At 41.8% G+C, this 20,083-nt stretch carries 19 protein-coding genes and 2 pseudogenes; 19 read left to right on the forward strand and 2 right to left on the reverse strand.

Annotation, left to right across the window (positions count from 1 at the left end; translation table 11 throughout):
• The first annotated feature begins 26 nt into the window (after positions 1–26).
• The 8 genes and pseudogenes from JKJ11_RS13090 to JKJ11_RS26090 all read left to right on the forward strand — a co-directional run bounded on the left by JKJ11_RS13090 (position 27) and on the right by JKJ11_RS26090 (position 8,518).
• The gene (locus JKJ11_RS13090; protein WP_006071054.1) at positions 27–569 is read left to right on the forward strand and encodes a glycine cleavage system transcriptional repressor; all 543 of its coding nucleotides are present in this window, start codon (positions 27–29) and stop codon (positions 567–569) included.
• 34 nt (positions 570–603) lie between these two features.
• Positions 604–936: pseudogene (bcp, locus tag JKJ11_RS13095) on the forward strand (thioredoxin-dependent thiol peroxidase); the annotation flags it as partial.
• A 91-nt stretch (positions 937–1,027) separates the two neighbouring features.
• A complete protein-coding gene (locus JKJ11_RS13100; RefSeq protein ID WP_252038304.1) occupies positions 1,028–2,431 on the forward strand; it encodes a tyrosine-type recombinase/integrase in 1,404 nt (467 codons plus the stop codon).
• Complete coding sequence (locus tag JKJ11_RS13105) at positions 2,431–4,752, forward strand: hypothetical protein (RefSeq protein WP_252038305.1); 2,322 nt, start codon at positions 2,431–2,433, stop codon at positions 4,750–4,752. The genes JKJ11_RS13100 and JKJ11_RS13105 overlap by 1 nt, the downstream gene beginning before the upstream one ends.
• Positions 4,753–4,766: 14 nt before the next feature.
• Positions 4,767–6,962 carry a site-specific integrase gene (locus JKJ11_RS13110; RefSeq protein WP_252038306.1) on the forward strand — a complete coding sequence of 732 codons (2,196 nt, stop codon included), beginning with the start codon at positions 4,767–4,769 and terminating at the stop codon, positions 6,960–6,962.
• The gene (locus tag JKJ11_RS13115; protein ID WP_252038307.1) at positions 6,962–7,465 is read left to right on the forward strand and encodes a bacterioferritin comigratory protein; all 504 of its coding nucleotides are present in this window, start codon (positions 6,962–6,964) and stop codon (positions 7,463–7,465) included. The genes JKJ11_RS13110 and JKJ11_RS13115 overlap by 1 nt, the downstream gene beginning before the upstream one ends.
• Before the next feature lie 169 nt (positions 7,466–7,634).
• A complete protein-coding gene (gene bcp / locus JKJ11_RS13120; protein WP_062458177.1) occupies positions 7,635–8,099 on the forward strand; it encodes a thioredoxin-dependent thiol peroxidase in 465 nt (154 codons plus the stop codon).
• Positions 8,100–8,137: 38 nt separating this feature from the next.
• A pseudogene (locus JKJ11_RS26090) lies at positions 8,138–8,518 on the forward strand (recombinase family protein).
• A gap of 436 nt (positions 8,519–8,954) precedes the next feature.
• On the opposite strand, the gene JKJ11_RS13125 reads toward JKJ11_RS26090, so the two are convergent.
• A complete protein-coding gene (locus JKJ11_RS13125) occupies positions 8,955–9,161 on the reverse strand; it encodes a helix-turn-helix domain-containing protein (RefSeq protein WP_062458179.1) in 207 nt (68 codons plus the stop codon).
• A gap of 94 nt (positions 9,162–9,255) precedes the next feature.
• Here JKJ11_RS13125 and JKJ11_RS13130 point away from each other — a divergent pair, with 94 nt between their 5' ends.
• The 7 genes from JKJ11_RS13130 to JKJ11_RS13160 all read left to right on the forward strand — a co-directional run bounded on the left by JKJ11_RS13130 (position 9,256) and on the right by JKJ11_RS13160 (position 14,721).
• Positions 9,256–9,801, forward strand: coding sequence for a VspR family transcription factor (locus JKJ11_RS13130; protein ID WP_252038308.1), 546 nt, complete (start codon positions 9,256–9,258; stop codon positions 9,799–9,801).
• Entirely contained in the window at positions 9,795–11,189 is a 1,395-nt protein-coding gene (locus JKJ11_RS13135) for a DEAD/DEAH box helicase (RefSeq protein WP_252038309.1), read from the forward strand. The genes JKJ11_RS13130 and JKJ11_RS13135 overlap by 7 nt, the downstream gene beginning before the upstream one ends.
• A 356-nt stretch (positions 11,190–11,545) precedes the next feature.
• On the forward strand, positions 11,546–11,827 hold the full coding sequence (locus tag JKJ11_RS13140; protein ID WP_062458188.1) for a hypothetical protein: 282 nt from the start codon (positions 11,546–11,548) through the stop codon (positions 11,825–11,827).
• A gap of 28 nt (positions 11,828–11,855) precedes the next feature.
• Positions 11,856–12,254: a globin gene (locus JKJ11_RS13145; RefSeq protein WP_252038310.1), complete on the forward strand. Its 399-nt coding sequence runs from the start codon at positions 11,856–11,858 to the stop codon at positions 12,252–12,254.
• Positions 12,255–13,120: 866 nt separating this feature from the next.
• The gene (locus JKJ11_RS13150; RefSeq protein ID WP_305820486.1) at positions 13,121–13,345 is read left to right on the forward strand and encodes a GNAT family N-acetyltransferase; all 225 of its coding nucleotides are present in this window, start codon (positions 13,121–13,123) and stop codon (positions 13,343–13,345) included.
• A 433-nt stretch (positions 13,346–13,778) separates the two neighbouring features.
• Positions 13,779–14,054: a rhodanese-like domain-containing protein gene (locus JKJ11_RS13155; RefSeq protein ID WP_062458195.1), complete on the forward strand. Its 276-nt coding sequence runs from the start codon at positions 13,779–13,781 to the stop codon at positions 14,052–14,054.
• A 10-nt stretch (positions 14,055–14,064) separates the two neighbouring features.
• The gene (locus JKJ11_RS13160; protein WP_062458198.1) at positions 14,065–14,721 is read left to right on the forward strand and encodes a DsbA family oxidoreductase; all 657 of its coding nucleotides are present in this window, start codon (positions 14,065–14,067) and stop codon (positions 14,719–14,721) included.
• Between the two features lie 518 nt (positions 14,722–15,239).
• Here the strand turns inward: JKJ11_RS13160 and JKJ11_RS13165 are convergent.
• Positions 15,240–16,946 carry an FAD-dependent oxidoreductase gene (locus JKJ11_RS13165; protein ID WP_062458201.1) on the reverse strand — a complete coding sequence of 569 codons (1,707 nt, stop codon included), beginning with the start codon at positions 16,944–16,946 and terminating at the stop codon, positions 15,240–15,242.
• A 193-nt stretch (positions 16,947–17,139) separates the two neighbouring features.
• Here JKJ11_RS13165 and JKJ11_RS13170 point away from each other — a divergent pair, with 193 nt between their 5' ends.
• The 4 genes from JKJ11_RS13170 to JKJ11_RS13185 all read left to right on the forward strand — a co-directional run bounded on the left by JKJ11_RS13170 (position 17,140) and on the right by JKJ11_RS13185 (position 20,078).
• The gene (locus JKJ11_RS13170) at positions 17,140–17,433 is read left to right on the forward strand and encodes an ArsR/SmtB family transcription factor (protein WP_062458208.1); all 294 of its coding nucleotides are present in this window, start codon (positions 17,140–17,142) and stop codon (positions 17,431–17,433) included.
• A gap of 332 nt (positions 17,434–17,765) precedes the next feature.
• Positions 17,766–18,182 (forward strand): YeeE/YedE family protein, encoded by a 417-nt coding sequence (locus JKJ11_RS13175; RefSeq protein ID WP_252038311.1) that lies wholly within the window; start codon positions 17,766–17,768, stop codon positions 18,180–18,182.
• A gap of 11 nt (positions 18,183–18,193) precedes the next feature.
• The gene (locus JKJ11_RS13180) at positions 18,194–18,640 is read left to right on the forward strand and encodes a YeeE/YedE family protein (RefSeq protein ID WP_096444078.1); all 447 of its coding nucleotides are present in this window, start codon (positions 18,194–18,196) and stop codon (positions 18,638–18,640) included.
• Positions 18,641–19,067: 427 nt separating this feature from the next.
• Entirely contained in the window at positions 19,068–20,078 is a 1,011-nt protein-coding gene (locus JKJ11_RS13185) for an efflux RND transporter periplasmic adaptor subunit (RefSeq protein WP_252038312.1), read from the forward strand.
• The last annotated feature ends 5 nt before the right edge of the window (positions 20,079–20,083 follow it).

Here is a 20,083-nt window from a genome sequence, read left to right on the forward strand (position 1 = left end):
TCAAATAAGGACTTTAGAGTGACACCATGAATCAGTATTTAGTGATTACCGCCGTTGGTACTGACCGCCCAGGGATTTGTAATGAAGTCGTACATCTGGTCGCACAAGCCGGATGTAACATCATCGATAGTCGCATTGCCATGTTTGGTAATGAATTTACTCTCATAATGCTGATATCCGGCACCCCCAGTTACATCACAAGAGTTGAGACTACCTTGCCACTTTTAGGGCAAGAACATGATCTCATTACGATGATGAAACGTACATCCAAACACGACGCCTTACCGAATCAATATACTGTTGAAGTGTTTATTGAATCAGAAGACCGCATTGGACTCACTGAACAATTTACCCAGTTTTTCGCCGATAAACAGATCGGTCTGGCTTCATTAAGCGCGCAAACTATTGTCAAAGAGCGTGCGGGCACAGAAGTCGATCAATTCCAGATCGCTCTAACTGCTAACGTAGAAGAAAATTGCAATTTGATGCAGTTACAAGAAGAGTTCGACTCTTTGTGTCAACGCTTATCAGTAAAAGGCTCGCTGAACTTCATCAGCGGTAGTAAATAAAACAATAACACCATTCAGCTTCAAAGGAATTTTGATGAACACGTTGACTGCGGGCGCACCAGCTCCAAACTTTTCTTTGCTCGACCAAGACGGCAACACCGTCACACTACAAGACTTCAAAGGTAAGAAAGTCCTGTTTTACTTTTACCCTAAAGCTATGACACCGGGTTGCACTGTGCAAGCTCAGGGGCTACGTGACGTTAAAGCCGAGCTTGACGCTCACAACGTTGTGGTATTGGGTGTCAGTATTGACCCAGTAAAACGTCTAGGTAAATTTATTGAGCGTGATGAACTTAACTTTACGCTTCTCTCAGATGAAGACCATGCCGTTGCAGACCAATTCGGTGTTTGGGGCGAGAAGAAGTTTACCCTTAGAAAAAAAGCATGACAGAAATCCTTGATCTGTTTTTATGACAAACCTAGCTTTGATATGTGGGTAGCATATCGAGGATTGTTTTGTGATAGAAACGTACAAAGAAAAATGTTCTGATGTTTATGATGACTACCGACTTCTTTCTATCGAAGTCGATACATTAGCAAAGCTAAGAATCTCTACAAATACCGATACTGAATCAGGGGAAGTGACATACTCTCTCGACCTTTCTCCTTCCAACCTAAAATCACGCATAAAGAAAACCGATATCATCGTTGCCCCTGACGGTAGAGTGGTTTATCCACAGTCTCTTTATATAGTATCTAAATTGCGTGGTGAAGCGGCCGTAAAAGACACAGGTTCAATCGCAAAAGGTTTGCTCGCTTTCACTCGTTATTTGGATTCGACTCACCACTGTCGAGTTGATGAAGATGGTCATGAAATACCATGTGAATACCTAACGTATAAAACCCTATCAAAGTACGAAGAAGAAGGCGCTCCTTGGCGATTTGCTGAGTTTCTACTTGCGAACTGCAATGATATTGAAGGCTCTAATGGCAACGAGGCTTTTAGTTTATCTACCGCTCGCACCTATATGGGTGTGGTAATTGGATTCTATAAGTGGATGCAAAAAAACGGCTACATCAAAAATAACGATGAAAATATCGTTACGCACTACACCACAGAAACAGTACATCAGGAGTTAAACCAACACGATATGCTGGCTCACACAAAATCTGGCTCGCAGCGTACTTATGAAACTTCCAATATCATGAAGAGGTTTCCTAAAAAACAAAAAACGCCTGCTCATAAAAAACTCAAGCCCATGCACCCCGAGCACAAAGCTTTATTCAATGAGCATATAACATCACTCCCAAAGACGACAAAACTCATCTTTCGCCTATGTGTCGAAGCAGGACTTAGAATAGATGAAGCCATTCACTTCCCCGCTCACGATATCGGAAACGCTGACTACAGTGATTTAGATACTGTACCAATCAAAATTACTCACACGAAAGGCCGCAAAGAGCGTACCGTAGAAATCCCTATAGAACTGTACGAAGAGCTAGAGGTACACAAAGAAAGTCACACGCAACTTAAAAACCTAAACAACCGCAATGACCTTATTCAGGCAGGCAACAAAATGGATACCATTGCGTACCTATTTCTCTCAAACAAAGGTGTGCCATACTCCGCCAATACTTTAGAAACGCACTTTTCAAACCTTAGAAAGCAGATTCGGGAAGTGGACTCTTCTTGGTATTACCGAATTCATGATTTACGTTCTACCTTTGCTACTCACTGGCTTTGGGAAGAGTCAAAAGAACGTAATGTTAGCTATGACTATCTTATGGGTGATTTAGCGGAATTGATGGGACACGCCAGCACATCGACCACCGAAAAGTACATTCAGTACATGAATAAGCTGGACGACCAAATCAACACAGCTAAAGCCAAAAACCGCAAAATAAACGGGGGTTGGTCGTAATGGCGAAAAGCAAAATCGCAAAACAGTCCAAAGCCGTCAAGCATATACGAAACAATCAAAATGTTGTTCCTTTGACTTTTGAGATTCCTTATAAAGATGCCAAATCAAACAAAGTGCAGCAGTTCGATGTTTCTCACCTATTGCATTTAGGGGGGAGCAAAGAAAACGAAAAGATAAACAGTCGAGCTGTATTTATCAGAACTTTTTGCAAGAAAGCTAATCAATATGTCAGCAATGGGAATTCAGCGCGCACCGTCAGCTCAAACTACGATAACTTGCGCAGCTACCTGGCTTTTTGTGACACCATAAATGTTAACCCGTTCACCGAAAACGGCTATTTGAAGTATGCTGGCAACGATGGCGAATTAAGGCATCGAATCAAGATGTTTACCCCTTCAAAACGCCTGTGGGAATACAATCACGGTGATGAATTAGGCATGAAAGAATCAAGCGCTACTGGTTTGCTTTCAAGCCTTCGTACTGCGCTTGAATGGTGCGGCTTACCTATTTCAGATTGGGCGAGAAATCACCGAGGGTTTACAGGAGAAAATACGCCCTTTAAGGGTTACTCAGATGAGGAAGAAAAGCTTCTGGTCACACGATTAGAGGCATTGTTTTTCACTCTTGCACCACAGCTCATTGCTGCTAAAGAAAACAACACGTCTTTACCCGAAACTCTGCCTCTTATCATTAGTCTTGGTTTGCATGAGGAAACAATTCAAATTCCTACATCATTGAAAGTGAATGTAGGAAGATATAGCAAAAATAACACTGCTGTTAATACTGCATCAGCCTTTAACCTTACAATGGCTGCCGCCTATCACTTAATGTGCTTTTTTACCTCACTGAACGACAGCAACATTCGAAACATTGCCCACCCAATTCATGTTCATACCGAAGAGCGAGACAAAAGCCTACAGATAGTCAAGATCTCAAGCTATAAGCCTCGCTCAAGCAGCGAAGTCGATGCCCTTTTGGTGGGGGAGCAATTTGACGTTGATAAGCGCGATGGCGTGAAGTTTATAAAGCTACTAGAACGATTATCCAAACTCTACGGCAATGGTGAAGATGGCTCGGAGTTGATTTTTCCTCTCAATAACTACTCAGAAGTCAGTGATACCTTTAATTTGCATGAGCTAAATAAATACCTCGTTAACACACTACACCTGTTATCTCCCCATCGGGCGGGTAATCTACCTTGGTTTAAAGAGCTGTTTTACACCTACCGAAATCAACAAGCCATCACGTTAAAAAAGGTCACGAATCATTTAGGTCGCACGGTTGCTCATAAAGAAGTGCAGGAAATTTCCAAGAATAAGGCAAGTCAAGGAGCGACCAACAGCGCCTACTGCATTTTATCTTGTTACACAGACCTACCTCTTAAGGGAATTTTACTTCCGCTCACCTATTCCGAAATTGATGGCAATGTTACCGTTTCTTTTAACTATAGAAGTGGCGAAACAGGATACTTCAAAGTCCCCGCTTGTGATTTAACGCTTATTAAAGATATAGAGCAATATGCGAAAGACAAAGCGAACAAACAAGCTAAGAAATATGAACGACTGCTTTTAGCAAGAACTTCCAGGTATATTCCTTATGATTGGGAAGGAATTAGCCCTATTTCAGCCAGTCTCATGAAACTATGGTCTGTTGAACCCAACCATTACTACCTCTCTCTTCAATCAAGTCGCTGGCGAGAAATGAGCAGTAATCAAGCCTATGCGGAGGGTGGGATTCAAGCCGTTCAAAGCTTGCTCCAAAACAAGCGAGACACAATAGAGAGAAGTTACATAAACGGGCTTCCATCACTTAATAAAGTCATTCTCTCTCAGGGTATCGAAGTCATCGAAAACCTCTATGATAATGACTTAGAGCAAGCAAAAGATGCTGTTACTAAAAGGCGCGGTATTCCGATGCTGACATACGAGGAAGGTGAGAAAAAGCGCAAAACTAACCCCAATGGGATCGCTTGCGACGGGAAGCAAGTCATGATTGATGGCAAGAATACACAACGTGAAACGAACTTTGCGCTAGGCGTAGACTTACCTTGCGCTGAGTTTGATATGTGCCACAAGTGCCAATCTGCCAAAGCGGCAAATGACGCTGATGCTATTTATAAGCTTATTTCATATATCGATGTGTTGAAGGAAGGGCTAGATATGTTCCCTGATTCGAAAGGGGGGGCTCTAGAAAAAATCGAAGCGTTTGAGTGTACGCTAGATGGAGCAAGTAACGATATATTCGATGAAGCTATGAAAAAATTTAATTCTCAAGGTCGTCACCCAAGAGTGTTCATCGATCATGCAATTCTATCTATGTAGTTACGGAGGCTCACATGATAAAACTCTCTGACCTAGAGCACCAAAACAAGCTTCTTAAAGCGCAACAAAACGTTGGCGCTCATACTAATTACTTAATAGATGTATTAAAGCCAGCGATTGAGCGCGGCGATTGGGATGAACTCGAAGCTCTTGATATAGGCTTTACGGTAACTAGTGAATCATTAGGTAAAATTGCCGATGATGAAGCTTGGAGAAACTTGCAGTCTCATATTGAGCCGCAAGCAAAGGCGCCCCGCACCCTAGAGTTTACTAGCGATGGCAAAGTGATTGAGCGCAACCTAAAAAATGAGCTTAGAGTGTTCATACTTAAAATGATGTGGCTTTCACCTCATGACCATTCCTTTACCACTCTTTATGATGCGCTAAATGATCTAAAAAAAGTCATTAACCCGCTTTTAAATGAGGGGTTTAATACGTTATCTGCGCTTGACTTTGACCGACTCGAAACTTGGGTGCTAACAGGCTTTACCGATATCGACTTTGAAAGAGCGCCAATATACAATGGGTTAAACCGCCTTTACATAGAAGCCAAAGGTTTGCCATTTGAGGTTAACCTAAACAAAAAACTTAACGCCTCGGATTTTGGTTTAACGATTAAAGACGCTGAGCAATTTACTGTCGTTCCACAAAGGCTCTACTATATGGGGCTTCAAAAGTCAGAAGAGGTGATAAATGAAGCTTACGCTCTTCGTCATGAGCTAGACCAACTGGCAGATTACATTACCACCTATTTTGAAAAAGCCTATGTAGGTTATGCTAAGTATCTTATCAGTGATGAGGCTAGACAAAAAAACGGTGGTATTAAATGGCACTTAGCCAAGTTGAGTAAAGAAGGCAAAAAGCGCTCTATTGCCTTTCAACAAGCCTTCACTGCACTTCACTCCCCAAATGAAGAAGAGACACTGGCTCTCACACAACTTCATAAGCCACAGATAAGAAACGAATGTTTAGATAAATTCCACGCCGAGCGAGAGCTGACGATTGGGCAATGGTCAATCAACAACCTAAGAGAGGCTCAGTCACTTTTTAAAAAGCTTAATGGTAGCTGCTTATGGGGATTAATGGCTCGTACAGGAATGAGACGCGATGAAATATATAGTCTGAACACTGCTCAAGGCTGCACCGAAGATATCATTGACCGCCAGAATATATATATTATCCATGCCAACCTATCAAAGACAGTAAAAGGCTCTCAATCAATACAAGATGAGTTTGTTACGACTGAGATTGGAATGAAAGCTTATGAAGTCCTTCAAGCGCTGCATACACCACTTAGAAAAAGGCACCCTAGTTCACAATCATTCTTCCATAAAATAAAAGAAGATTTTAGTGAAGTAGGCAAAAATGCAATAGGAAGATACTCTGTCGCTTGGTTTGAAGACGCTATGGGTGAAGAGCTTACGCTAACCAATGAAGACATTGTTGACCTGAAAGTATCTGACCCCAATTTATCGTTTGAATTGGGCAGCAATTACGAGTTTACGCCACATCAACTTCGCCGCTCTTTTGCTTACTACTTAATTGGTTACGAGCTTTGCCACTTCCCACAACTCAAACAACAGTTCAGTCATGTGTCTATGGCAATGACGCGACACTACGCTAAAAATGCCAGTAAATTTCAAAAAATCAGACAAAAGAAAAAGACACTAGCGGATGAAATTGATGAAGAACGAATCGACCAAAAAGCCCGTGTCTATTTAAGCATATATGAGAAATTGGCAAACAAGGAGAGAGTTGCAGGTGGTAAAGGCAAAGAGTTTGCTAAAAGCATGACCAAAACCAACCGTAACTTATTCAAAGACAAGGTGGATAATGACATGCTTTCTCTTAATTATTGGAAAAAGCAAATTCGAAATCAAAACCGACACCTTCATGCGGTTGCGCCTGGGATATATTGCACCTCGACCACTTGTGGGCTAAGAACGCTCGTTAACCTAATAGAATGTGTTGATTGCAAGAATGACTACATCGTGGATGCCGTATTTGCTGAAGCAAAGCGTAAAGAAGCCGAAATTCACATGCTTTATGATATTGAAAACAACGAACTCACTCCTCAAACCGCCTCTGAATCTTACATAAAAGTTCAAGCTGCTGAACGCATCATGGATGATTTAGGTATCGACTTTGAGCCTGTCATTTTCCCTGATGAAGTTAAGAACTTACTCATCCCATACGGAGTGATTTCATAATGTCACAGATAACCAAAAATAAGCTAATCAAAGCATTGGAAAGGCTGCTGGATGGTGATGTAGCCAAGTTAACATCGAAAGAGCTGCGTAATAAAGCACGAAAGGGCAAACTTAAAATCAACAATAGTAATGTTGAAAAAGAAGCGGGCCTTTCCGCTGGCGCACTCAGAAGGCATAACGACGTTGTTCTAATGGTAAAAAATAAATCATTAGAAGTACAAGTTGCTCAGGATGAAACCGCTAACTCCCCTATTGAAGTGCTTCAAAAAGAAATAAAGTCACTTAAAGGTGAAAGAGCACAAGCGAATAAAAAGAAAAAAGAGTATTACGACGAAGCTCAAAGCCATAAAGAGGCGTTAGCTGTTCAAGCTGCCACTCATGTAAAGGTAGTTCAAGAGCTGATGGAGGTGTTACATGAGAGTCAGCGAGAAAAGGCGATGGATAGAATCGTATCGTCTCGTTCAGACAATGTTGTTACACCCCAATTTAGAAAGCCAAAGTAGCGTAAAGCGCTACAACTAAAAAGATCGTCCTGTTTAGTGTAATCACTAGACAGGACGGTTAGCTATCGGTAAAAATGCACACTCTAACATTATAAAAGTGCTCTAGACCGGATGTAGCTCACCACACCTATCCGCAAATAGTTCAAATAAAGAAAGTAAGGACAAGACAATGGCAATTGAAGCCGGACAAACTGCACCAAATTTTACGCTTAATGACCAAGACAGCAACCCAGTGACACTATCAGAGCTTCAAGGAAAAAAGGTGCTGCTCTACTTCTATCCACGAGCCTCAACGCCAGGCTGCACGGTTCAGGCTCAGGGGCTACGTGATACAAAAGCTGAACTAGATGCCCACAATGTTGTGGTTCTTGGTGTCAGCCCAGACACTCCCAAAAAACTGACGAACTTTATCAACAAGCAAGAACTGAACTTCACTCTACTAGCTGATGAAGAACACGAAGTTTGTGAGAAATACGGTGTTTGGCAACTCAAGAAGTTCATGGGCCGTGAAAATATGGGCGTTATAAGAACAAGCTTCCTGATTGATGAGTCTGGCAAACTTGAGCATGTGTTTAACAAGTTTAAGACCAAAGATCACCATGAAGTTGTATTGGACTACCTAAACAACAAATAACCGTCCATGAACAATTAACTCTTCACCTTGGGGCAGGCATGATTGGTTACATTCGAGTATCAGATTCACAAAGAGCCGATGGCGAATCTCAAAGAGAAACTATCACGGCGTACGCCGTTAAACATGGCATACAAATATCAGATTGGATCTAAGAGCATGTGCCTGCCACCAAGACAGAACTTAGTGAGCGGAAGTTATCTTTCCTCATCAACTCTCAACAAAGCGTCATTGTATCGGATATAACTCGTCTGTGTCGCCAGAAGGGCCAGAAGGTGAAATCCAAACTCGATGAGCATACAGCTTATATATTGACCCTCATTGATTAAAACACCTCCAAGGCAGAAATCCTTATACAACTGAAAGAGCGCAGTATCTCGATCTCTAGAAGTAGATTCTACTCTTGGTCGGAAGCCAGGTGAGTGCATAACAAGAAGGTTCAGTTTCAGGCTGATATGTTCTTTGAATAACCTAACTTACCTCCCTCCTTTTTTAAGACTCGCTTTTGCTCCATTACGAACTCCAAGTCTTCCACAAAATTATCGTCATTCCATTGAAAAAGAGAATCTCATTCAGTGCGTTGCAAAGCCGGTTTACGCGACTTGGTCGAATGTTTTGAGTTATTTACTCGCGGCAGGAGATCCTCACGATCATGAGAATAACCGCTAGATGAAGCATGTTAGAAACGAAAGGATGTGTCGCGTTTCTGTCCAAATCATCGCTAACATGTACAACAAACATGTTTGGTATTCGGAGTAGGCTTTATATTAACAGGTTAAGCTACTACTTCATTTTTGTTAGTTTGCGCGTTAGCCTGTGGGTACTTGGCCTTATCTATGCGACGATAATTAGCTGACTTTATGGCAATAGTTCTCTAACATCGCACTCCAGCACTGACGCCAACGTATAAGCTTTCTCGAGAGTAATGTTGACTTCACCACGTTCGACTCGACCAATGTAACTTCGATCTATCTGCGCCATCAATGCCAGTTTTTCCTGTGCAATGGATTTACTCAAACGCTTTTTACGTAGATTGTCACCAAACTGCTTCGCTAAGTCTTTCATTTTATGTAGCTCTCAAAATCAAAGACTATCCACTCTTGATGCAAATATATCCACGGACTATAATCCGCATCGTTTCTGTTTTGACGGTGCTCTTATGACCAAAACCTATCAAATTAATCGTGATGTATATGAAGCCATTACTCACCCTACGATAAGTAACTTTTGCGTGTCGGAGATACGTAAACACATACAAAGTGTTTCTGATGCCTATGGCAGTGTCTCTAACGCTCGTCAATTTGTCGCAAGGCAATTAGATAAGCTCGAAAAGGCGGGACTTGCAGTAAGTCGAGGTTCAAAGCACAACAAGGTTTACTCAAAAACCAGTGCTTTTCATGAGACAAAGTTTGAACTTAAGGACAAGCGGGCACGAAGCTCGAGGGTAGCCAACGCTAGCTTAAAATCGATACCAATGTACACAACCCTACAACGAGAAAAGTCTGATATAGAGGCAGAGCTCACAATCACACTAGAGGAGATCAAAGAGTATAAAACGCTTATGAAACGCTCAAGGGAGCTTCGTAGACTGCTAGATGAACCGCACTCAAATGCAACAAATAAGGCGGCATTGCTTGTAGCAAAACTGAACGTGTGGTCAGAAGCTCTTAACCGATTAAGTCAAATTGAGCTAGTGTCATGTTAAGAGTATGGCAACATGAGTGTGTTCAACTCGCTTATGAAAAGTACAATAATGGTGCTTCTCATTTTCTGGCACAAGCTACACCTGGTGCTGGCAAGACGATTATGGCTGCAAGCCTCACTAAGAAACTGTTTGATGAGAAAATGATTGACTTCGTAGTATGTTTTTCGCCTTCAAAAGTCGTTGCAACGAGTATTGAGGGAACATTCTCTAGGCACCTAGCGTGTAAGTTTAAAGGCCAAATTGGTGATAGGGGCATATCAATAACTTATCAATCACTTAGGTCAGTGAGTCAAGCATTTTGGGATACACTAGCAAACTATAGAGTGCTTTGTGTCTTCGACGAAATTCATCATTGTGGTGGCGACAACGACGACAATTACAACTCTTGGGGCTACCACACGCTGGCGATAGTCCAAAAGGCGGCCACCTATACACTTGCACTCACTGGCACTCCTTGGCGTTCTAATCGGACTCCCGTCACTCTCGCTACGTACTCTGATCCAGAAGGAAAAATACTATGCGACTACCAGTACCCTCTTTCACAGGCTGTGCAAGACAGAGTGTGTCGACGCCCAAACGTTGCACTGATTGATTGTAATAAAACTGTATTCTCTGACTCAAACGGTAGTGAGGTATTTGGTTCGATCAACGACCTAGTATCTAGTGGTCAAGTTCGTTATTCGGCTGTAATCAAAAACATTGATGCCCTCATTTATATTCTTGAAGAAGCGATAAATCGGTTAGAGCGTATCAGAAGAACAAACGAGTGTGCCGGTGGCTTAATTGTAGCCTCTTCAATACAGCATGCTAAGCAAATAGCTCAAATACTATCAAAGCACTTCAATCAATCTGCGACCATTGTGACCTATAAAACACAAGATGCACAGTCGACTATCCAGCACTTCAGAGACAGTTCATGCAGTTGGATTATTAGTGTTGGCATGATCAGCGAAGGAACCGATATACCCCGGCTACAGGTTTGTTGTTACCTTTCAAACATCAAGACAGAGCTATACTTCCGTCAAGTGTTAGGGCGGATATTACGAACCACCAAAGACATGAATCAAGAAGCGTGGCTGTATACCTTTGCTGAGGCAAAACTGCTTCAATTCGCCGAGCAAGTTGAAATTGATATCCCTGAAAGCTGCACTTTCATCAGCAAATCAGTTTCTAGCCATCACGAACTAAACAAACTGAGAGAAAGATCCTTGCAATCTGCGACTAAAGACGAAGATACAACAGTTGGTGGATTATTGTCATGGGAATCATCGGATAAAGCAGAGATGGACTTAGCAAGTGAGGACATCGGCTCATCTCAACATGTTCATCTTGATGAGTTCAATCAAAGAGTTATTGAGGCCTTCCGAAATATTAAATCACTGTACTAAACATCATCACATCTAGCTCGAGGCAACCAAAGAACCTCTAATTCGTCGAGTTACAGTTATTACGCTTCTATTGTTCGGCACTAGAGATCTGGGTTTCTCGTCATGACGCATTCTCGATAGAAAAAGGCGCCTGAAGTCCCATGAGCATTGTTTGCACCTCATACTCTCACTTTGACGCGTAAATCACCAGTCAATCATTTTGTCCCAATTTCAAAAGCGTTGGGCGTTCAATTCATACGAGTTTAGTCCAATGAAAACTAAATTATTTGGGCTAAACTGAACGCTATATGATGTAATTTTGGTTGAGTGAATACTACTATTATGAAACGAGAGATCGCTTAATTACAGGAGTCGGAATGAAATTATTGTCTGTTCTTATTTTTGTCTTTGCCTCCACCTTCGCACAGGCAGCACTTATACCCTTGAAGGATGAGAGGGTAATTGAGCAAGCAAAACTTTCAATGGCTGACCATCTTGAGAAAGAGGGATTGAGCATTGATGATGCAGAGTTTGTCTTTGCCTTCAAAGATGGGCTAAACAAATCCACCATCTACTTTGAAGTCAAAGAGCACCAAGGTGATCATGTATACTACATGGTTACTTGTCGCAAAGAAAAATGCCTTTTGAATTATCGCTAATCTATCTTCATCGGTTGACAGGGAGTACATGAACAACAATGAGGCCTTTCTTGACAGTTATCAACGGTGTCGTATCGGTACCGAATTTATGACCGACTTTTTGACTATCTTTTGTGATGCAAACCCACCTTTCTTAGAACGTTTTGATGGGGTCGACGTAGAGAAACAAGCACGTATGCTCAAAGCGTCTTTGGTTCTGATACAGAATACGTCCACAACCACTTCCATACGTGAAGCCATCAGAAAATTGGCCACAAAGCACAAAGAGATGAGGTTGGATATTTCTGAAAATGAGCTCGACATGTGGGTCGATAGCCTTTTAGCAACCGTGGAAATACATGACCCATTGTATGATGAAAGCATCGAACTCGCCTGGCGTAATGTGCTGAATTTAGGCATTGAGATAATGAAGGAAAAAGCGTGCTAAGACTCGCTTCATTTTGTGCTTGTACAAAGCATCACTTTAATAATGCGCTTTGTTCGAGGGCGCGACTTTACAGATGAGCCTTTAGCATTCTCTAACTAATACTAAAAAGATAAACTCGCCATCACGGTAACAAGCTGAACACTATCAATGTTGCTTAGAGAGCTTATTAGTAAGCCAAAACCACTATTGAGCCCTTGCTATTACTGGTACTCAACATTGACGGACAGGTTTACTTAACAAATCATATTTCACATCAACAGCGGCTTTGGAATTGGAACATTCATTTTCTTGATACGATTGTCTGTGAGCGATGTATGGCGTGAGCGGAACTAGGCGAGGCTCAACTTGTCCGTACCAGTCCACGCATATTCCTTCCAACCTTTGAAACTCAAACGTCGTTTTTAGAGCATCAAACTCACACACCTTTCCTACCGACTATTGTTTGAAAGTATTCCGATAGGTGAAGTTCCAGCGATAGTAGTCTCCTGTCAATTGAGCGTTGAGCTCCCACAAGTTCTTAGTATCGAATTCGGGAGTGATGTCTGGGTTAAGCCGACAAAAGGGGTTAAGGAAAGCTGAAGCTTATCTGTTACATAATATCACCAGTCAACACTGGCGCCGTTGCAGGCCTTGAGTCCAAGCAGCGCACTATACTCTTCCGCAGAAGGGCGAGTCGGAGCAACTAAACGAAAGATACTTTGCCAAATTAGTTTTAGCCAAAGATACAGAAGCAGTTTGTTAGCCGAGAGTCAGTAACAAAGATAACTTTGTTGGTGTTATATGGGTGGAGAAATAATGAATTTAAGTCTTACTTTTGTTACATCGTTAAAACCCTTCACTGGCAACATGTGTAACATGAATAGAGATTGGCTAGATGTAATTGCGCTGTTTCAAAGCTCATGCTTGGTCAGTTAGTCGAGTTGGCAAAAGAAAAATACAACGCCAGCTTACTATCATTGGCCGTATTTGAGCAAAACTTAGTTGCGAGAAACTGCTATGAGTCTATGGGTTTTACCGTGACATCGCGTGAAAATGGCTCTCACTCTTTCGACGGTGAGGTTTGGGGTCTTTTACTCATGGAAAAACGGTAATACAAACATTTAAGCCTTCAAGGTACTTTTTCCTAATATCTGGCGAGAAGAAGGTGGTACCTTTGAAAGAGCTCTATGATGTCTGACAAGAAAGCCCTCAATAATGTGTTACAGCTACAAAGCTGCATGTACTTGCGCCAATTGATTATGTCGAGCTTTCAAATCCAAGTAGTGTTTACGCTTTAGAAAAACAGTTCGGGAACTACTATATGGTAGCCAGCCCTTATAAATAAAGATTTGGTGTTGACATCTAAGTTTGAGGTTTAGTGTTATTCAAGATAGCAACTATCTAACACAGTCATAACTCATGGCAATGATAACCCTTATCTAGCAAGCATTATATGTAATAGATCTATACAATCACGGAGGATTGACTTATATTAAAGCACAAGCTACATTAGCAAATGCTAAATAAAGATATTCAGAGGTACTTATGAAAAAAGCAAACTACAATTTGATCGATGTACGCTCTATTGAAGAGTTTACTAGGGATAGCATTGAGGGTTCTTATAATGTGCCTCTACAGGAAATTCACCGCCTTGCAAATAGTAACTTGGACACGAGCACGCCAGTTCTCGTGTACTGCGCTTCAGGGATGAGAGCAAGTCAAGCGGAGCAGTACTTAAAATCCTTTGGCTACGCTGAAGTTGTAAATGTAGGTACACTTCAAAATGCTCGAAACATTACAGTAACTCACCCTCAATACTAGGATTATCACAATGGTAAAAATAGATTATGTAACTGACGTTTTATGTGTATGGGCTTGGGTTGCTGAGCATCGGAATAAAGAGTTGAAGAACCATTGGGGGGATGAAATTCAAATTAAGCCTCGATTTATTAATTTGTTCGGAGATACTGGTTCGAGAATAGCAGACGGCTGGAAAGATAGAGGGGGGTTTGAAGGCTTTGCTGCTCACACGGTCGATGTTGTCACTAACTTCCCAGAGCTACAACTGCATAAAAATGTCTGGACTACAACAAGACCAACCTCCTCTATGCCTGCACATTTGTACCTTAAAGCCTTCGCTATGTCAGGGGCTAGCGATAGCAATGTACAGTCTTTGGCAAGTACAATTAGAGATGCTTTCTTTTCGAGTGGTCGAGATGTTAGCGATACGAAGGTTCTTCATGACATACTTGAGAGTCAGAGTATTTCAGTTTCATCGCTGGATAAGTTCATTGAGAATGGAGAGGCTTATGCCGCACTTTGGTCTGACCAATTATTTAGAGAGAACCACCAGATTAAAGGTAGTCCAACGTACATATTGGATGGCGGGCGTCAGGTACTGTTCGGCAATGTTAGTTTCCATGTTATCAATGCAAACATCCGTGAGCTAGCTCAGCCAGCGAGCAAACACGGAGTTAGCTGGTGTTGAATTGAAGAGTAAACCATTAAAATACCAAGTATCTCCCCAGTTACCACAATCTATTGAACGCGGTAACTGGGTTTTTTAGGCATTTCATAACTTAGTCAACCAACTCATCCAAAAAACTATCTTCCCTCCATGGTCGAGATCAAACTAGTCGAAGTTGAGGAAGCATAACTTTTATTTTTCCTAAGTATCACCTAATGTTCAAACGAAAAAACAAGCGACTCAATTTACCTGAAAGCATGAGCTAAAAAAATATGATTCAAATAGGAGCTTACGGTTGATTTGGAGTGAGGAGCTCAAGTACTGAAGAGCTTTGCAAAAGACAACTCTTTAATATATTGAAATTGAGAGAGTACAATCGAATAGATGTTATTGAGATGTAACAAATAAAGCTAAGTTGTAGAAGTTGATTTAGTGGAATACCATCCCACACTATTATCTGTGGGTTGCCTAGTTAAAAAAGCAGTGCGGATGGGCGCCCCTATGCCTTCCACACTGCAACTCCCGAATTATTGTATAGATTAAGCGTCAGCAAACTTATAGGTGCGGTATCCACCGATCAAGTTTTTAGCTTTAAAGCCATTGTTGATTAGTTGACGGTAAGCTACATTGCCTCTCAATCCTACCTGGCAGTAAACAATGATTTCTTTGTCTTTTGGTAACTCACTCAATCGACCTCTTAGCTGATCGACTGGTATATTGATTGCGCCCTCTAAATAGCCAACGTTTTCAAGCTCACCAGGGTTACGGACATCCAGCAAAACCTGATCTTCAGTCAAATTATTAACGTCCGCGTAATGTGCAGGAACCACATCACCCACTACGATGTTATTAGCAACAAATGCTGCCTGGTTGATTACGTCCTTGGCACTCCCATATGGTGGAGCATAGGTGAGCTCTAGGTGTTGTAATTGCTCTACAGTCATCCCAGCCCTTTGAGCCACGGCAAGTACGTCGATTCGCTTATCAACACCATCCTTGCCGACAGCTTGAGCGCCCAAAATTTTGCCAGTCTTTTTATTAAACAATAGTTTAAGAGAAACAACTTCTGAGCCAGGGTAGTAACTTGCATGACTGGCAGCGTGTACGTATACCTTTTCAAAATCCATGTTCTCTCTAATGAGAGTTTTCTCATTTTTGCCAACGGACGCAACGGCGAGGTCAAATACTTTACATATTGCGGTTCCTTGAGTGCCTTGATAGCTTTCACTGCGTCCAAAGATATTGTCAGCAGCCATTCGGCCTTGACGGTTTGCTGGACCAGCGAGTGGAACAAGACCAGGTTTTCCAGTTACAAAGTCCTTGTCTTCAATTGCATCCCCCACAGCGTATATATCAGGGTCACTTGTCTGCATTTTTTCATTTGTGTATATGCCGCCAAGCTCACCTAGCTGTAGTCCAGCCTCAACAGCCAACCTAGTTTCTGGTCTAACACCAATTGCCATTACCAAGAGGTCTGTGTCAAGCTTGTCACCGTTACTGAGTGATAAGGTAAGCTTGCCTTGCAGATGCTGATTCTCTGTGGATTGACCAGCATCTTTGCTGGCTACAGTGCAGTTTTGTTCAAACGAGATAGACTCCAATGCGGTATTCAAGCGTAGGTCGATACCTTTGGCTTTGATTTCCGAATGAACGAAACCAGCCATTTCTCGATCAACAGGTGTCATTACTTGATCAGCCATTTCAATAAGTGAAGTTTTGATACCAAGCTGCTCAAAGGCTTCCATCACTTCAAGGCCAATAAACCCGCCACCAACTACAGTAGCGTGATTTGGTTTGTTCAATTGAATGGACTGAATAATTTTGTCCATATCAGGAATGTTTCGAAGTGTATGTGTGAGTGGATTGTCGATTCCTTCGATATTAGGAACGAAAGGCGCTGCGCCTGGACTCAATACTAGCGAGTCATAACTCTCTGAGTATTCCGTGTTATCTAGAAGGTTTTTTACTAAAACCTTCTTGCTTTGTCTATCAATTGAAACAACCTCGTTCATCACTCGAACATCAACGTTGAAACGAGCTAAAAAGCTTTCTGGTGTTTGAAGAAGCAATTTAGAGCGGTCTTGGATATCGCCACCTATGTGATAAGGCAGACCACAGTTAGCGAAAGAAACAAACGGCCCTCTCTCAAACATCACTATTTCCGCATCTTCGCTCAAACGACGCGCTCTTGCTGCGGCTGATGCACCACCGGCAACACCACCGATGATCACTATCTTCTTCTTCATAATAAGTCCTCATTTGTTTTATTTGCCTAAGATCGCTTTCACGCCCTTAACCAAGGTACTCATTACACTATACCACTAAAATAAGCGATGTCTAATGTAAGGTGATCTAAATTAACTGTTACTTAAATAAGTATTGACTAATGTAGCGTTTTGGGTAGATACTTCCTACATAGTACAAATAGGTGTAAGTAGTATGGATTTTAAACAGATGAAAGAACGTGCCTCTGACGTGTCTGAGGTTTTAAAGGTGATGTCCCATCCGGAGAGATTGTTCGTACTGTGTCAGTTATCTGAGGGCGAAGTTGGTGTGGGTCAATTGCAGAGTAGCTCTAATTTAAGTCAATCTGCTTTTTCTCAACACTTATCAGTTTTACGAAGAGCTCGCCTTGTTACTATTAGAAAAGAGTCGCAACACGTCTATTACTCTCTGAAAGACAAAAGAATTATTGATTTAGTAAAGCATATTCACAGTATCTACTCTGAGTAGATACTGTGAATATGCTGATTTTCAGAAGGACTTGCATCTTTTAAGCCCCCAAAAAGCTTATCCATCCCATCCCATCACATCGCTTCCGCCACTGTCGCATAGTTAACGTTCGATTAACTTAACTTCTTGCTTAGATACGATTAATTGACTTAACGCAATATTAGTGTCAATTAAATATACACGAGTGATAAAAATGGTGTATATTAGCAAAACCTTAAGTAAAGCGCCTAATTTGTTCGATACCTCTTTTAAGACAAGTACCTTTAATCAATTGAATTTACGAAGTTTTATTGCTTAAAGAGATTTTGGTTTAATTTTTAGTAGAGGTTACTATGGAACTTATTATTCCTTGGGCGTCATTGTTTGGTGGTATGTTGCTTGGACTGTCCGCAATTTTACTCTTGCACTTCAATGGCAAGATTGCTGGCATAAGTGGGATAGTTGGCAGACTATTTGAACCAAAAACCATCGACAAGAACTGGAGGTTGCTGTTTGTCATAGGAATGATTGCGGGTGGCGTTTTGAGCGCAAAAGTCTTAAATGCACCTATCGCTGAAATGGTTGTTCCGGATTATTTGATCGTTATTGCAGGCCTATTAGTGGGTATCGGCACTAAAATCGGAAATGGTTGTACGAGTGGACACGGTATATGCGGTATGGGTAGGCTATCAAAGCGCTCGATTGTTGCCACTATGACGTTCATGGGTAGTGCTATGATCACTGCATATGTAATGCTACACGTTTTATAAGAGAGTCTGTTATGTATCGTTTTATTTCAATTGTAAGTGGCTTTCTGTTTGGTGTCGGCATGATCCTTTCAGGTATGAGTGAACCAGCAAACGTAATTGCATTTTTGGATATTCATGGGGCTTGGTCTCCAAACCTAGCATTCGTAATGGGGGGAGCTTTATTAGTATTTACTCCAACCTATTTCCTTGTATCAAGAAAAAGTAAGCAGCCAGTTTGTACAGATAAATTTTGCCTGTCCGATAACAAAAAAATCGATGGCCAGCTGATCACAGGTGCTATCTTGTTCGGTATTGGTTGGGGCATCGCTGGTATTTGTCCTGGGCCGGCAGTGGCATCTATCGCTAACGGTAGTGCCGGCATTGTATATTTCGTAGTAGCAATGTTGGCAGGTATGCAACTAGGATCTTTTACTTTGAGCAGAAAATCCACACGTCAAAACGCCGTAAAAGGACTTTAATCATCTTCCCCCGATACTGTGTAGTGTCGGGGGGAACATTCACTATATCCACCGCTGGTATAAGGTGAAACTGTGTCCGCTCATTTTGTTAGTTTGATTGCTTCTAATCACGCTATACATCGATTTAACTTCAACAGCTCAACGTCTACTTCGACCCTAGATTAACGCTCCCGCTATACCCTGAACTTATTCATTCCTCTAGTGATAAACACGCGTTTCCCTTTGTCAGACCTACATAAAATTTATCAAGCTAACACTCTAAGCCTGCAGTCATATAAAAACACTGGTTCAAAAAATTATAACTATCAATCTATTACTGTGAGTCGCCTTCGTTCTATAGCTGAACTAACTTTAAATTAGACATTGCTAATGTTGTGTATTATAGTTACGTACATTAGGTAATGCTAAAATAAGAAAGAGGTCATCAATGAAGGTCAGAATGTTAAGCGTAGTCGCTTTTAGTTTATACGCAAGTAGTGGTATAGCCTCTCCGTCTCTGAACACGGTATCAGTCGCAACCAAGCCAACCAACTCAACAGTAGTGCTGGACGGTACCGTTGAAGCGGTGAATCAAGGTACGTTGGCGGCGCAAACATCAGGCAGAGTTATCGCTGTTAATGTTGATGTTAACGATGTTGTCACTCAAGGGGACGTGTTGCTTGAAATAAGTGCTGAGCAACAGTCCGCTTCATTAGACGCTGCAATTGCACAGTTAAGCAGCGCTAAATCGGAGCTTTTCCGTAGCACAGCTCAAGTGAACAGATATAGAGAGCTCTATCCAAAGGGAGCGATCTCCAAAGAACGCCTCGATAACGCCGAAGCTGAGACTCGATCTGCAACGTCAGCAGTTCGAGCTGCAGAAGCCGCTGTAAAACAGGCCAAAGAGTCTCTTGGGTATACAAGCATCAAAGCACCGTACACTGGAGTCGTAACAAAACGCTATGTTGAGTTGGGGGAAACGGTAGCACCTGGTAGTCAACTTATTACTGGCTTTTCTTTGTCTCCTTTGCGCGTGGTTACTGAACTACCTCAACGCTATAGAGACAAAGTAGAGGGGCCAGAACAATTTAGTATTACAACCATTAATGGTATTGAGTTAGAGCCGTACGAAGCAAAACTTTTCAATTATGCCCACCCACAGTCTAGAGCTTTCCAACTTCGTTTAGAGTTATTAGAGGAGCCAAAGAGCATCTACCCAGGAGAGTGGGTAAAAGTTGCTTTTGCGTATGGTGAAAAAGATGCCATGTTGATCCCAAGTACCGCCGTTATTAAACGAGGGGAATTAAGTGTTGTCTATCGAGTTAATGGCTCTGAAGTATCAATGAATCCTATTCGTGCAGGGTATGACAACGGCAAAGAGGTCGAAGTACTCAGTGGGTTAGAAAATGGCGATGAGATCGTATCAGACGTCGTCAAATATCTTCGTGATAAGAACTAGAGGGC

The organism is Vibrio sp. SCSIO 43133, from assembly GCF_023716845.1.
Classification (GTDB): domain Bacteria; phylum Pseudomonadota; class Gammaproteobacteria; order Enterobacterales; family Vibrionaceae; genus Vibrio; species Vibrio mediterranei.